We start from the raw sequence: 12206 nt of genomic DNA, 5'->3' as shown, positions 1-12206 counted from the left end.
AGGTTATGGCATTTAATAAGAATTCCAGAAGACTTAGAATCAAGCAGGGTATCCGTAGAAAAATCTCCGGTACTGATTCCAGACCTCGTTTGTCTGTATTCAAGAGTAATACAGGTATTTATGCTCAGTTGGTGGATGACCTTAAGGGTCACACTTTGGCACAGGCTTCTTCCAAGGAGCTAGGTGCAAAGGCTAACACCAAACTTGAAGTATCCAAAGAAGTGGGTAAAAAATTGGCCGAAAGAGCTGTAGCTAACGGAATTTCTTCCGTTGTCTTCGACAGAAACGGCTACCTGTATCATGGTAATGTAAAAGCTTTGGCTGAAGGTGCCAGAGAAGGAGGCCTTAAATTTTAATCGATATGTCCCAAGTAAGAAGAAAACCCATTAGGGCTACAGATACAGAATTAAAAGAGAAAGTAGTAGCTATCAACCGAGTAGCCAAAGTGGTGAAAGGGGGTAGAAGATTCTCCTTCTCAGCTATCGTGGTGGTAGGCGATGGTCAAGGTGTAGTAGGTTACGGATTGGGTAAAGCCAATGAGGTGACTGATGCGATCACTAAGGGCATCGAAGATGCAAAGAAAAACTTGGTAAAAGTACCGGTTTTGAAAGGCACAATCCCTCATGAGCAAATCGGAAAATTCGGTGGAGGTTTCGTATTGATCAAGCCTGCAGCAGCCGGTACCGGTGTAATCGCCGGTGGTGCAATGCGTGCAGTATTGGAATCAGCTGGCGTAACAGACGTATTGGCTAAATCCAAAGGATCTTCAAATCCTCACAACGTGGTAAAAGCAACCATTGATGCTTTAGTCCAGCTTAGAGATGCGATCGCAGTATCTCAGCAAAGAGGTGTAAAAATGGCTAAAGTCTTTAACGGATAATCATCATGGCAAAGATTAGAATCACACAGGTTAAGAGTACGATCAAGAGACCAAAAGATCAAAAGGCAACTGTTGCAGCTTTAGGACTGGGTCGTATCAGCAAGTCTGTGATTGTGGAGAATACTCCTCAGATCGCAGGTATGGTAAATAAAGTGAATCACCTGGTAAAAGTGGAGGAAGCTTAATTATGAAACTGAATACATTAACTCCGGCTGAAGGATCTACCAAAAACAGAAAAAGAATTGGTCGTGGTACCGGTTCTGGTCGAGGTGGAACTTCTACAAGAGGTCACAAAGGCGCTAAGTCAAGATCTGGATACAAGAAAAAGATCGGATTTGAAGGTGGTCAGATGCCACTTCAAAGACGAGTGCCTAAATTTGGCTTTAAATCTTTCAATAGGGTTGAATACAAGCCCGTGAATTTGGATACCTTGCAGATTCTTGCCGAACAATACAACTTGACTGGTATCGATATGGAAGCTTTGGTAGCACATGGCATCGCTTCTAAGAACGACAGAATTAAGGTATTGGGTGGCGGAGAATTGAAAGCCAAATTAGACGTGACTGCACACCAATTTTCAGCTTCAGCCGTTGAAGCTATCGAGAAACTTGGTGGTACTGTAAATAAGATTTAAGTAAATGAAAAAGTTTATTTCGACGGTTAAAAACATTTTCTCGATCGAGGATTTGAGAGTGCGTATTCTAAATACCATTGGATTTCTCATCATTTTCCGATTGGGGTCATTCATCGTTCTTCCCGGGGTAGATCCAAGCAAATTGGGTGGAGCTCCTGAAGGGATTTTCGGCTTGATTGACACTTTCCTTGGAGGTGCATTTAGTAATGCGTCCATCTTCGGTTTGGGAATTATGCCATATATCTCTGCTTCCATCGTGCTGCAGTTGCTAACTGTCGGAGTACCCTATTTCCAAAAGATGCAGAAGGAGGGGGAATCTGGTAGAAAACGAATCAATCAGATTACCCGAGTTCTGACTATAGCAATTACAGTCGCTCAAGGGATTGGATATGTTACCGCAACTATCCTTCCTACAGGGGCAGTAATGGTCAGTACTTCCCTTTTCATGTTCAGTTCTTTGGTTTTGCTCTCAGCAGGAACAATGTTCTGTATGTGGTTGGGTGAAAAAATCACCGAAAAAGGTATCGGCAATGGTATTTCCATGCTGATCATGATTGGTATCATTTCTAGATTTCCTGGAGCGATTATCGCTGAGGTGGTTGAAAAAGGATCGGGAGGATTGTTACTGTTGTTGATTGAAGCAGGTGTATTGTTTTTCGTTGTTCTTGCAGTTGTTGCTTTAACAGAAGCAACCAGAAGAATTCCAGTTCAATATGCCAAGCAAGTAGTGGGTGGAAAAGTATATGGTGGACAGAGGCAATATATTCCTATCAAGGTGAATGCTTCAGGTGTTATGCCAATCATTTTCGCTCAATCTTTGATGTTTGTACCTGCCTTGGTAGCTCAGATTTGGGCTGGTGAAAGCGACATTGCCAATTACATCGGAACCACTTTCAGTGATTTTACCTCTTGGCAGTATAATTTACTCTTCGCCGTCTTGATCATTATTTTCACTTTCTTCTACACCGCTATCACCGTTAACCCGGAGCAAATCGCAGAGGATATGAAGAGAAATGGTGGTTTCGTACCAGGAATCAAGCCAGGTGCGCCTACCGCAGAGTTCATCGATGGGATCATTTCCAAGATTACACTTCCAGGGTCAATCTTACTTTCTGTAGTTGCTATTCTTCCTGCTTTGGCTATAGTGGCAGGTGTAGGCGGGGAGTTTGCTCAGTTCTATGGAGGTACCTCTCTTTTGATTATGGTGGGTGTGATTATGGATACCCTACGTCAGATCGAAAGTTATCTTTTGATGAGACACTACGAAGGAATGATGAAAAGCGGTAATATGAAGAATAGTGCTTCTAATTACCAAGTAGCTTAAAATGATTCATTACAAGACCTCTGAAGAGGTTAATAGAATAAAACAGAGTGCGGATATTCTTGGAAGAGCTCACGGAGAAATCGCCAAGTATATCAAAGAAGGGGTAAAGACCTCTTTTCTTGACCAAATTGCTGAAGAGTTTATCAGGGACCATGGTGCAGTACCTTCATTTAAGGGCTACAATGGGTTTCCTGCATCACTTTGTATTTCTGTGAATGAGGTTGTTGTTCATGGATTTCCGAGTGATTATGAATTGAAAGATGGCGATATAATCTCAGTAGATTGTGGAGTCTTTCACCAAGGTTTTCATAGCGATTCCGCTTATACGTATCCTATTGGTGAGGTTTCCCCTGCTGTTCTGGAATTATTAAAAGCCACCCGAGATTCGCTCTATTTGGGTATTGAGGCAGCCAAAGCCGGTAATCGAATCGGTGATATTGGATTTGCCATTCAGAAATTCGTAGAAGCCAAAGGCTACACTGTTGTTCGGGAATTAGTTGGACATGGTTTAGGCAAAAAGCTGCACGAAGCTCCTGAAGTACCCAATTATGGCAAAAAAGGTAGCGGACCCTTATTGAAACAGGGAATGGTGATTGCGATCGAACCCATGATCAATCTAGGTACACGAAATATTGTACAAGAAAGAGACGGGTGGACGATTCGTACGGCAGACAGGAAGCCTTCTGCCCATTACGAACATACCGTCGCAATATTTGAAGATAGGACAGAGGTTTTGACAACCCACAAATACATAGAGGAGATCTTTAAATTCTAATATGGCCAAACAGACATCAATCGAACAAGACGGTACCATCACGGAAGCGTTGTCTAACGCGATGTTTAAAGTGGAACTGGAAAATGGACATCAACTGATTGCTCATATTTCCGGTAAGATGAGGATGAATTACATCAAAATCCTTCCCGGAGATAAGGTCAAGTTGGAGCTTTCTCCCTATGATTTGACAAAAGGCAGAATAGTATATCGATACAAATAGCCTAACCAGAATCAGGAAAATCGAATCCATTTACCATTGGGTTTAGTTTTTCGTACAAAAGCGGCAAAAAAGTAAAATAACAATCCTATGAAAGTAAAGGCATCTATTAAAAAGAGAAGTGCTGACTGCAAGGTGATCCGCAGAAAAGGAAAGCTTTACGTCATCAACAAAAAAAATCCTAAGTATAAACAAAGACAAGGTTAATCATGGCTAGAATTGCAGGTGTAGACATACCAGACAATAAGCGCGGCGAGATTGGGCTTACCTATATCTTCGGAATTGGCAGAAGCTCTGCCCGTGCGATCTTAAGCAAGGCCGGTATTTCTTTTGACAAAAAAGCAGGTGAGTGGAACGACGATGAGTCTACTGCGATCCGAAATATCATCGCCGAGGAATACAGAACTGAAGGTGCTCTGAAGTCAGAGGTTCAATTGAACATCAAGCGATTGATGGATATCGGTTGCTACAGAGGTTTGAGACACAGAAAAGGACTTCCAGTGCGTGGTCAGGGTACCAAAAACAACGCCAGAACAAGGAAGGGTAAAAGAAAGACTGTTGCTAACAAGAAGAAGGCAACCAAATAAAACCTGATTTAGATTATGGCTCAGAAAAGAAACGATAAATCAAAAGGTAAAAAGAGAGTAGTAAAGGTAGAAGCTGTAGGACAGGCTCACATCAAGGCTTCCTTCAACAATATCATTATCTCTATTACCAACAATGCAGGTCAAGTGATCTCATGGGCTTCTGCCGGTAAAATGGGTTTCAGAGGTTCTAAGAAAAATACTCCTTATGCTGCACAGATGGCCGCTCAAAACTGCGGTCAGGTTGCTTACGATCTAGGTTTGAGAAAGATCGAAGTATTCGTGAAAGGTCCAGGCGCAGGTCGTGAATCCGCGATCAGAACCTTGCAAAACGTTGGATTGGATGTGACTACCATCGTAGACGTTACTCCACTTCCGCACAACGGTTGTCGTCCACCAAAGCGTAGAAGAGTTTAATTTTAAAAAGGTAACAGAATGGCTAGATATACAGGTCCTAAAGCAAAAATCTCCAGAAAATTTGGAGAGCCTATCGAAGGGCATAGCAAAGCGCTTCAGAAGAAAAACTATCCTCCCGGTCAGCACGGAAGAGGAAGAAGAAAGAAGCAGTCTGAATATGCAATCCAGCTTGCCGAAAAGCAGAAAGCAAAATACATCTACGGAGTATTGGAAAGACAATTCGCCAAAATGTTTGATATCGCTTCCAGAAAGTCAGGTATCACCGGTGAAAACTTGCTTCAACTATTGGAGGCTCGTTTGGATAACACCGTGTACAGATTGGGAATTTCACCTACAAGAAGAGGAGCCAGACAATTGGTGGGTCACAAGCACATCCTTGTCAATGGAGAAGTGGTAAACATCCCTTCTTATACCCTAAAGCCTGGAGACGTAGTTTCCGTAAGGGAGCGTTCCAAGTCTTTGGAGGCAATTACCAGCAGTTTGGCAGGAAAAGGCGCCAACAGATATCCTTGGCTGGAGTGGGACAATGCTTCCCTTTCAGGTAAGTTTGTAAGTGTGCCTGGCAGAGATGATATTCCTGAGAATATCAAGGAGCAGCTCATTGTCGAACTTTACTCTAAGTAATAATTTACTATTTTCAGCTAAAAACAGAACTAAATATATGTCCATACTAGCATTTCAAATGCCTGAAAAAGTGGTGATGGAGAAAGCAGATGACTTTCACGGTCTTTTCACCTTCAAACCACTTGAAAAAGGCTATGGAGTTACCATCGGTAACGCCCTAAGAAGAATCTTACTTTCTTCTTTGGAAGGATACGCGATCACTACCGTAAAAATCCCGGGTGTGGTTCACGAGTTTTCCACCATCGAGGGTGTAGTAGAAGACGTTACTGATATCATTTTGAACCTCAAGCAGGTGAGATTCAAGAAAGTCCATGAGGCTTTCGACGGCAAAATCACTGTTGAGATCAAAAATCAGTCTGTTTTCACCGCAGGGGACATTGCTAAATTTACTTCCTCCTTTGAGGTACTCAATCCTGAATTGGTGATTTGTCACATTGACGAGTCTAAGGTTTTCGAAATTGAACTGACTATTGAAAAAGGAAGAGGGTATCTGCCAGCTGAAGAATCCAAACCAAAGGAGCAGGTTTTCGGCCAAATTGCAATCGATGCGATCTTCACACCCATCAAAAATGTGAAGTATAGCGTAGAAAATACCCGAGTAGAGCAAAAGACTGACTTCGAAAAGTTGATCTTGGAAGTAACTACCGATGGGTCTATCCATCCAGAGAAAGCACTCCAGGAATCAGCTAAGATTTTGATTCAGCACTTCATGCTATTCTCAGACCAAACTATGGTCTTGGATTCTACCGGTATCGCCGAGCCAGAGCCAATCGATGAAGAATTCCTTCACATGCGTAAGCTGTTGAAGACCTCTCTCAGCGACCTTGACCTTTCTGTCAGAGCATTCAACTGCCTCAAAGCTGCTGATGTGAAGACTTTGGGAGACCTTGCCAAGTTGGAGATTTCAGATATGATGAAATTCAGAAACTTCGGTAAAAAATCCCTTGCGGAATTGGAGCAGCTGATCCAAGAGAAAGGACTCACCTTCGGGATGGATATTTCTAAGTACAAACTTGATGAAGAATAAATAAAATGAGACACGGAAAGAAAATTAACCACCTTGGTAGGACGTCCGCTCACAGGAAGGCAATGCTTTCCAACATGGCAACTTCCCTCATTCTTCACAAGCGTATCTCCACCACGCTTGCCAAGGCTAAAGAATTGAAGAAGTATGTTGAGCCTCTGGTGACCAGAGCTAAAGAAGATACTACCCACAACAGACGAATTGCTTTCTCTTATCTGAAAAGCAAAGAAGCGATCAAAGCGCTCTTTGGAGAAGTAATCGAAAAAGTAGGTACTCGTCCAGGCGGATATACCCGCATTATCAAAACTGGTTTCAGATTGGGTGACAATGCTGAAATGTGTATCATCGAGCTAGTTGATTTCAACGAATTGATGCTCAAGGATGCCAAGCCAGCTAAGAAGACTACCCGTCGATCCAGAAGAAGCAGCGGAAGCAAAGCTACAGATGCAGCTCCAGCCGCTCCTGTTGCAGAAGCAAAAACTGAAGAGCCTAGTGCTCCTGAAGCTCCTGTTGAAGGCGAAACTGAAGAAAAATAAATTGAAAGTTTACTTTCACATAACAAAGGATTGGACACTCGTTCAATCCTTTTTTTATACCCTAAACGCTTACCCTCCTTCCCAAGAAATGGTTAACTTTGGGCAATCTCAAGCAAAATGAACAAACAAAAAGCTACACTTCTTCTGGCCGATGGCACGGCCTTTCATGGTACTCTCATCGGTAATCCCGGCACAAATGGGGGTGAAATTTGCTTCAACACCGGAATGACCGGCTATCAGGAAATCTATACAGATCCCTCTTACACTGGACAGATCGTAGTCACGACTACCTCCCATATTGGAAACTATGGGGTACACGCAGATGAGATCGAATCTGATCACCCTTGCGTGGCAGGTATCGTGGTCAATAGCTTTTCTGAAGTATTTTCAAGATTGGATGCTTCTGGATCCCTACAGGATTATCTGGTTCGGTATGGAATCACAGGCATTGCAGATATTGATACTCGAAAGCTTGTCCGTCATCTTCGATCCAAAGGTGCAATGAATGCCATCATCAGCTCCGAATATGAAGGGAATTTAGAAGGATTGAAGAAGGAATTGGAAAAAGTGCCGGATATGAACGGCTTGGAACTTTCCTCTACCGTTTGTACCCAAGAGCCTTATTTCTACGGGGATGAAAATGCTCCCATCAAAGTAGCTTGTTTGGATTTTGGGATCAAAAAGAACATCCTACGAAACCTTGCCTCAAGAGGAGTCTATTGTAAGGTTTTTCCTGCCAAAGAAAAACTGGAAGAAATCCAAAAATGGAATCCAGATGCGTACTTCTTATCCAACGGACCGGGGGATCCGGCTGTAATGGAATATGCAGTAGATACAGTAAAAGAAATTTTGGGTACAGGCAAACCCGTTTTTGGGATTTGCTTGGGTCATCAGCTTCTCGCAGAGGCAGTAGGTATCAAAACTTACAAAATGCACCATGGCCACCGTGGACTCAATCATCCGATCAAAAACCTCTTGACCGGGAAAAGTGAAATCACCTCCCAAAACCATGGCTTCAATATCGTAAGAGAGGATGCAGAGCAAAATCCGGAAGTGGAAATCACCCATGTGCATCTGAATGACCAAACCGTAGCAGGAATCCGTCTGAAAAATAAACCGGCTTTCTCGGTGCAATACCACCCAGAATCCTCCCCGGGACCTCATGATTCCCGATACTTATTCGATGATTTTATAGCCCTCATCAACCAAAACTAATTTTCATAAACCTTTTAAAACTATGACGTTGATTCAATCAATTCATGCAAGACAAATCCTCGATTCCAGAGGTAATCCAACTGTAGAAGTAGACGTATTTACCGAAAATGGTGCTTTTGGGCGCGCAGCAGTCCCTAGTGGGGCTTCTACAGGCGTCAATGAAGCAGTAGAGCTTCGAGATGGAGACAAAAGCAAATACCTTGGAAAGGGAGTTCTCAAGGCCGTTTCCAATGTCAACGATATCATCGCTCCGGAATTGGTGGGGATGGATGTATTTGAGCAAAATCTTATCGACCAAATCATGATTGATTTGGATGGAACTCCTACCAAAAGCAAATTGGGAGCAAATGCCATCCTAGGCGTTTCTCTCGCTGTGGCCAAAGCAGCTGCTATGGAAGCAGGACAGCCGCTTTACCGATACATTGGTGGTGTCAATGCCAATACCCTTCCTGTTCCCATGTTGAACATTATCAATGGAGGTTCTCACTCGGATGCTCCGATTGCTTTTCAGGAATTCATGGTTCGTCCCGTAGGTGCACCAAGCTTCTCTGAAGCCATCCGTATGGGCGCTGAGATTTTCCACAATTTGAAGAAAATCCTTCATGACAAAAACCTCAGCACTGCAGTGGGGGATGAAGGAGGATTTGCTCCCAACTTCTCCGGAGGTACTGAAGAGGCTCTGGCCTGTATCTTGGATGCGATTGCAAAGGCTGGGTATAAGCCCGGAGACGATGTCACTATCGCTTTGGACTGTGCTTCTTCCGAATTCTACAAAGACGGGAAATACGATTACTCCAAGTTTGAAGGTCCCAATGGAAAAGTTCGCTCCAGAGAAGAGCAAGTGGCTTACTTAGCTGAGTTGACCGAAAAGTATCCTATCGATTCTATCGAAGATGGTTGCGCTGAGGAAGACTGGGCTGGATGGGCCATGCTGACTGCCAAAATCGGTGACCGTGTGCAGCTGGTAGGTGATGACCTTTTTGTAACCAACGTGAAATTCTTGAAGCGTGGAATCGAAGAAAAATCTGCCAACTCCATCCTAGTCAAGGTAAACCAAATCGGAACCTTGACTGAGACTTTGAATGCTGTGAACTTGGCTCATAAGGCTGGTTTCACTGCAGTGATGTCTCACCGTTCCGGTGAAACGGAGGATTCCACCATTGCAGATTTGGCTGTAGCTACCAATTGCGGACAGATCAAGACTGGTTCTGCTTCCCGTTCTGACCGTATGGCTAAGTATAACCAATTGTTGAGAATCGAGGAGCAATTGGGTGATTCTGCCGTATTCAAAGGACGATTGAAGTAAAATTCCATTATCAGAAAAACACTTAAGAGGCAGTCCAATCGGATTGCCTCTTTTTTTGCATCATTTTTGTACCTTGACCTAGCAAATTGATCCCATGAAGAAGATCCTCAAATACAGCAGCAATTTTTACGTCCTGGCGACTTCTTTTTTCCTCTTTTGGATGATTTTTATCGATTCCAATAACCTGATTAATCAATTTCGACTGAGCAAAAAGCTATGGGACTTGGAAGATCAAAAGGAGTTTTATCTGGAGAAAAAAGCCCAAGTCAAAGCAGAACGGGAAGAATTGATGAGCAATCCGGAGCTTCTGGAGAAGTTTGCAAGGGAAAAGTATTTCATGAAAAAACAAACGGAGGATATCTATGTCATCGTGGAAAAATAGAGTTTTTGCAATTCTTCTTCTAGGCTTTGCCTTTATTCAACTGGATGCATTTGCCCAGCGGGAGATTTATGGGGATTCCACCAGCCTGAAGGATAGGCTGTTTTTTGGAGGGAATCTTGGCCTTCAATTTGGGACGGTAACCTTTATCGACGTTTCTCCTTTGGCGGGGGTGATGATTACTCCGAGACTCTCTGCAGGTGCGGGGATTACCTACCAGTATTATGATGACAATCGCTTTCAGGGAGCCAATGGGTCCTCTTATGGAGGGCGGGTTTTCGGTCGATACAACGTACTTCCGAATATTTTTACCCACGTTGAATATGAAAATATCAACTGGGAGACTTATAGCATAGCCGAACAGGCTTTTCGAAGAGTATGGACAGATGCGCTGTTTATTGGAGGAGGGTACTTTGCGCCGTTTGGGAGAAGGGGAGGAGCTAATTTTACCTTTTTGTACAATGTCCTCCATGACAACCAAAATTCCTACTATGCCGAACCTTATGTGATCCGAGTGGGTTTTGTGCTATAGCTACTGCACCTCAAATCGATGAACTCTCTTGTATCCAAAATCTTTAAAACCCATCAATCCTGTTCGGATTGCCCCTCTCCACAGGTGATCCAGTCCTTTTTTGAGGAATTGCTGGGTCTGCTTTTTCCGGAATATGCCCTGCAAAAAGTCAAATCAGAAGAAGAGGTTTCAGCTCGCCTGATTTTGCTCAGAGAGCAATTAGGGGCAATTCTTTCGAGGAATCAGCATCTGCACTCAGGAAAAGGTTCCGATTTGGCACAAACCTTTTTTGATCAGCTGGAGCAAGTCTTTGATTGGGTGCATCAGGATGTGGATGCGATGTTTGAAGGAGATCCCGCTGCCAAATCCAAAACAGAAATTTTGCGCAGCTATCCAGGATTTTATGCGATAGCAGCCTACCGTATAGCCAATTTATTGCATGAGTTGGGAATCAAACTGATTCCCCGGATGATTACTGAGATTGCCCATAGCCGGACGGGGATTGATATCCATCCCGGGGCTACGATCGGTCAGTATTTCTGTATCGACCACGGTACAGGAGTGGTCATTGGGGAGACCACCCATATCGGAGATCGGGTAAAAATCTATCAGGGAGTCACCCTCGGGGCATTGAGTGTAGACAAGGCCGATGCAGATACCAAAAGACACCCTACTATCGAGGATGGAGTGGTTATTTATGCTGGGGCTACTATTTTGGGTGGAAATACCGTCATCGGCAAAAACTCGGTGATTGGTGGCAATGTATGGCTGACTAAATCTGTCCCTGCTCATTCCAAAGTCTATTACCAAACTCAAATCCATCATGAGGATGGCTTGGTGACCGACCGGTACGTATTCAAAAATGACATCGATGCGACTCTTTGAATTGATCGGAAATACTCCGCTAATCCAGTTGGAGCATATTCCTAGCCATCCCAAAGTGAAAATCCTCTGCAAGATGGAAGGACAAAATCCCGGAGGAAGTGTGAAAGACCGGGCAGCCTACAATATGCTGCAGTCGGCTTTGGATCGAGGGGATATCAAAAAAGGAGATAAACTCGTCGAAGCTACCAGCGGAAATACAGGGATAGCCCTTGCCATGGTCGCCAAAGTTTTGGGACTGGATATGACCTTGATCATGCCGGACAATTCCACCAGAGAGCGAGTCCTATCCATGGAAGCCTATGGTGCGAAAGTCATCTTGACTCCGGCTGCAAAGACCATCGAGTATTCCCGGACGCTCGCCGAGCAAATGCGGGATGAGGAGGGTTATTTTATGCTCAATCAGTTTGGTAATCCGGATAATTACCTAGCCCACTACAAGACTACCGGACCGGAGATTTGGAGAGATACCGAGGGAAAAGTCACTCATTTTGTATCTGCCATGGGGACTACTGGAACCATCATGGGCGTGTCCCGCTACCTGAAAGAAATGAATCCGGCTATTCAAATCGTAGGGACTCAACCCACCGATGGATCAAGTATCCCGGGTATCCGACGCTGGTCCCCGGATTTTTTGCCTGCCATTTTTGAAAAAGAACGGGTAGATCGGGTGATCGATGTGTCCCAAGAACAGGCTACCCAAATGACCCGACGCATGGCCAAAGAAGAAGGAATCCTGGCGGGAATGAGCAGCGGCGGAGCGCTCCATGCAGCCATAGAATTGTCCAAAGAGCTTGAAGAAGGCCTGATCGTCTGCATCACCTGTGACCGGGGAGATCGGTATTTGAGCTCGGATTTGTTTGGGTAAAGGGCAATTTAAAATTTGAAGATTAGTGAA

General features: G+C 44.0%; 19 protein-coding genes. All 19 read left to right on the top strand.

Features of this window, described 5'->3' with window-relative positions; translation table 11 throughout:
- Positions 1–5 precede the first annotated feature (5 nt).
- The 19 genes from rplR to cysM all read left to right on the top strand — a co-directional run bounded on the left by rplR (position 6) and on the right by cysM (position 12176).
- The gene (gene rplR / locus AAA942_RS14360) at positions 6–356 is read left to right on the top strand and encodes a 50S ribosomal protein L18 (protein WP_338220984.1); all 351 of its coding nucleotides are present in this window, start codon (positions 6–8) and stop codon (positions 354–356) included.
- 5 nt (positions 357–361) lie between these two features.
- Positions 362–880 carry a 30S ribosomal protein S5 gene (rpsE, locus tag AAA942_RS14355; RefSeq protein ID WP_206570971.1) on the top strand — a complete coding sequence of 173 codons (519 nt, stop codon included), beginning with the start codon at positions 362–364 and terminating at the stop codon, positions 878–880.
- Positions 881–885: 5 nt separating this feature from the next.
- A complete protein-coding gene (gene rpmD / locus AAA942_RS14350) occupies positions 886–1065 on the top strand; it encodes a 50S ribosomal protein L30 (protein WP_338220983.1) in 180 nt (59 codons plus the stop codon).
- Positions 1066–1067: 2 nt separating this feature from the next.
- Positions 1068–1514, top strand: coding sequence for a 50S ribosomal protein L15 (gene rplO / locus AAA942_RS14345; RefSeq protein ID WP_338220982.1), 447 nt, complete (start codon positions 1068–1070; stop codon positions 1512–1514).
- A gap of 4 nt (positions 1515–1518) precedes the next feature.
- A complete protein-coding gene (gene secY, locus AAA942_RS14340; protein WP_338220981.1) occupies positions 1519–2838 on the top strand; it encodes a preprotein translocase subunit SecY in 1320 nt (439 codons plus the stop codon).
- A gap of 1 nt (position 2839) precedes the next feature.
- Positions 2840–3613: a type I methionyl aminopeptidase gene (map, locus tag AAA942_RS14335; RefSeq protein WP_338220980.1), complete on the top strand. Its 774-nt coding sequence runs from the start codon at positions 2840–2842 to the stop codon at positions 3611–3613.
- A 1-nt stretch (position 3614) separates the two neighbouring features.
- Entirely contained in the window at positions 3615–3833 is a 219-nt protein-coding gene (gene infA, locus AAA942_RS14330; RefSeq protein ID WP_077346329.1) for a translation initiation factor IF-1, read from the top strand.
- Between the two features lie 87 nt (positions 3834–3920).
- Entirely contained in the window at positions 3921–4037 is a 117-nt protein-coding gene (gene rpmJ, locus AAA942_RS14325) for a 50S ribosomal protein L36 (RefSeq protein WP_013927415.1), read from the top strand.
- 2 nt (positions 4038–4039) lie between these two features.
- Positions 4040–4417, top strand: a complete 378-nt coding sequence (rpsM, locus tag AAA942_RS14320) for a 30S ribosomal protein S13 (protein WP_338220979.1) — start codon at positions 4040–4042, stop codon at positions 4415–4417.
- Positions 4418–4432: 15 nt separating this feature from the next.
- Positions 4433–4831 (top strand): 30S ribosomal protein S11, encoded by a 399-nt coding sequence (gene rpsK / locus AAA942_RS14315; protein ID WP_338220978.1) that lies wholly within the window; start codon positions 4433–4435, stop codon positions 4829–4831.
- Between the two features lie 18 nt (positions 4832–4849).
- On the top strand, positions 4850–5455 hold the full coding sequence (rpsD, locus tag AAA942_RS14310) for a 30S ribosomal protein S4 (RefSeq protein WP_338220977.1): 606 nt from the start codon (positions 4850–4852) through the stop codon (positions 5453–5455).
- A gap of 37 nt (positions 5456–5492) precedes the next feature.
- Positions 5493–6482 (top strand): DNA-directed RNA polymerase subunit alpha, encoded by a 990-nt coding sequence (locus AAA942_RS14305; protein WP_338220976.1) that lies wholly within the window; start codon positions 5493–5495, stop codon positions 6480–6482.
- 5 nt (positions 6483–6487) lie between these two features.
- On the top strand, positions 6488–7015 hold the full coding sequence (gene rplQ / locus AAA942_RS14300; RefSeq protein WP_338220975.1) for a 50S ribosomal protein L17: 528 nt from the start codon (positions 6488–6490) through the stop codon (positions 7013–7015).
- A gap of 117 nt (positions 7016–7132) precedes the next feature.
- Positions 7133–8230 (top strand): glutamine-hydrolyzing carbamoyl-phosphate synthase small subunit, encoded by a 1098-nt coding sequence (gene carA, locus AAA942_RS14295; RefSeq protein WP_338220974.1) that lies wholly within the window; start codon positions 7133–7135, stop codon positions 8228–8230.
- 22 nt (positions 8231–8252) lie between these two features.
- The gene (eno, locus tag AAA942_RS14290) at positions 8253–9536 is read left to right on the top strand and encodes a phosphopyruvate hydratase (protein WP_338220973.1); all 1284 of its coding nucleotides are present in this window, start codon (positions 8253–8255) and stop codon (positions 9534–9536) included.
- A 94-nt stretch (positions 9537–9630) separates the two neighbouring features.
- Positions 9631–9918, top strand: coding sequence for an FtsB family cell division protein (locus AAA942_RS14285; RefSeq protein WP_338220972.1), 288 nt, complete (start codon positions 9631–9633; stop codon positions 9916–9918).
- Positions 9899–10447, top strand: a complete 549-nt coding sequence (locus AAA942_RS14280; protein WP_338220971.1) for a hypothetical protein — start codon at positions 9899–9901, stop codon at positions 10445–10447. The genes AAA942_RS14285 and AAA942_RS14280 overlap by 20 nt, the downstream gene beginning before the upstream one ends.
- A gap of 18 nt (positions 10448–10465) precedes the next feature.
- Positions 10466–11311 carry a serine O-acetyltransferase EpsC gene (gene epsC, locus AAA942_RS14275; RefSeq protein WP_338220970.1) on the top strand — a complete coding sequence of 282 codons (846 nt, stop codon included), beginning with the start codon at positions 10466–10468 and terminating at the stop codon, positions 11309–11311.
- Complete coding sequence (gene cysM, locus AAA942_RS14270) at positions 11298–12176, top strand: cysteine synthase CysM (RefSeq protein ID WP_338220969.1); 879 nt, start codon at positions 11298–11300, stop codon at positions 12174–12176. Before epsC ends, cysM begins: the two co-directional genes overlap by 14 nt.
- The last annotated feature ends 30 nt before the right edge of the window (positions 12177–12206 follow it).

The sequence above is a fragment of the Algoriphagus sp. oki45 genome (assembly GCF_036245605.1).
Classification (GTDB): domain Bacteria; phylum Bacteroidota; class Bacteroidia; order Cytophagales; family Cyclobacteriaceae; genus Algoriphagus.
Note: the sequence above shows the minus strand (reverse complement) of the source record. Positions and strands in the feature narration are given on the sequence as shown.

Excerpts from the sequence above, each read along its gene's own strand:
- eno (WP_338220973.1), top strand. The coding sequence starts at position 8,253 with ATGACGTTGATTCAATCAATTCATGCAAGACAAATCCTCGATTCCAGA.
- infA (WP_077346329.1), top strand. The coding sequence starts at position 3,615 with ATGGCCAAACAGACATCAATCGAACAAGACGGTACCATCACGGAAGCG.
- rpmJ (WP_013927415.1), top strand. The coding sequence starts at position 3,921 with ATGAAAGTAAAGGCATCTATTAAAAAGAGAAGTGCTGACTGCAAGGTG.
- AAA942_RS14285 (WP_338220972.1), top strand. The coding sequence starts at position 9,631 with ATGAAGAAGATCCTCAAATACAGCAGCAATTTTTACGTCCTGGCGACT.
- rpsE (WP_206570971.1), top strand. The coding sequence starts at position 362 with ATGTCCCAAGTAAGAAGAAAACCCATTAGGGCTACAGATACAGAATTA.
- secY (WP_338220981.1), top strand. The coding sequence starts at position 1,519 with ATGAAAAAGTTTATTTCGACGGTTAAAAACATTTTCTCGATCGAGGAT.
- epsC (WP_338220970.1), top strand. The coding sequence starts at position 10,466 with ATGAACTCTCTTGTATCCAAAATCTTTAAAACCCATCAATCCTGTTCG.
- rplO (WP_338220982.1), top strand. The coding sequence starts at position 1,068 with ATGAAACTGAATACATTAACTCCGGCTGAAGGATCTACCAAAAACAGA.
- AAA942_RS14280 (WP_338220971.1), top strand. The coding sequence starts at position 9,899 with ATGTCATCGTGGAAAAATAGAGTTTTTGCAATTCTTCTTCTAGGCTTT.
- rpsD (WP_338220977.1), top strand. The coding sequence starts at position 4,850 with ATGGCTAGATATACAGGTCCTAAAGCAAAAATCTCCAGAAAATTTGGA.
- rpmD (WP_338220983.1), top strand. The coding sequence starts at position 886 with ATGGCAAAGATTAGAATCACACAGGTTAAGAGTACGATCAAGAGACCA.
- rpsK (WP_338220978.1), top strand. The coding sequence starts at position 4,433 with ATGGCTCAGAAAAGAAACGATAAATCAAAAGGTAAAAAGAGAGTAGTA.
- AAA942_RS14305 (WP_338220976.1), top strand. The coding sequence starts at position 5,493 with ATGTCCATACTAGCATTTCAAATGCCTGAAAAAGTGGTGATGGAGAAA.
- rpsM (WP_338220979.1), top strand. The coding sequence starts at position 4,040 with ATGGCTAGAATTGCAGGTGTAGACATACCAGACAATAAGCGCGGCGAG.
- carA (WP_338220974.1), top strand. The coding sequence starts at position 7,133 with ATGAACAAACAAAAAGCTACACTTCTTCTGGCCGATGGCACGGCCTTT.
- cysM (WP_338220969.1), top strand. The coding sequence starts at position 11,298 with ATGCGACTCTTTGAATTGATCGGAAATACTCCGCTAATCCAGTTGGAG.
- map (WP_338220980.1), top strand. The coding sequence starts at position 2,840 with ATGATTCATTACAAGACCTCTGAAGAGGTTAATAGAATAAAACAGAGT.
- rplR (WP_338220984.1), top strand. The coding sequence starts at position 6 with ATGGCATTTAATAAGAATTCCAGAAGACTTAGAATCAAGCAGGGTATC.
- rplQ (WP_338220975.1), top strand. The coding sequence starts at position 6,488 with ATGAGACACGGAAAGAAAATTAACCACCTTGGTAGGACGTCCGCTCAC.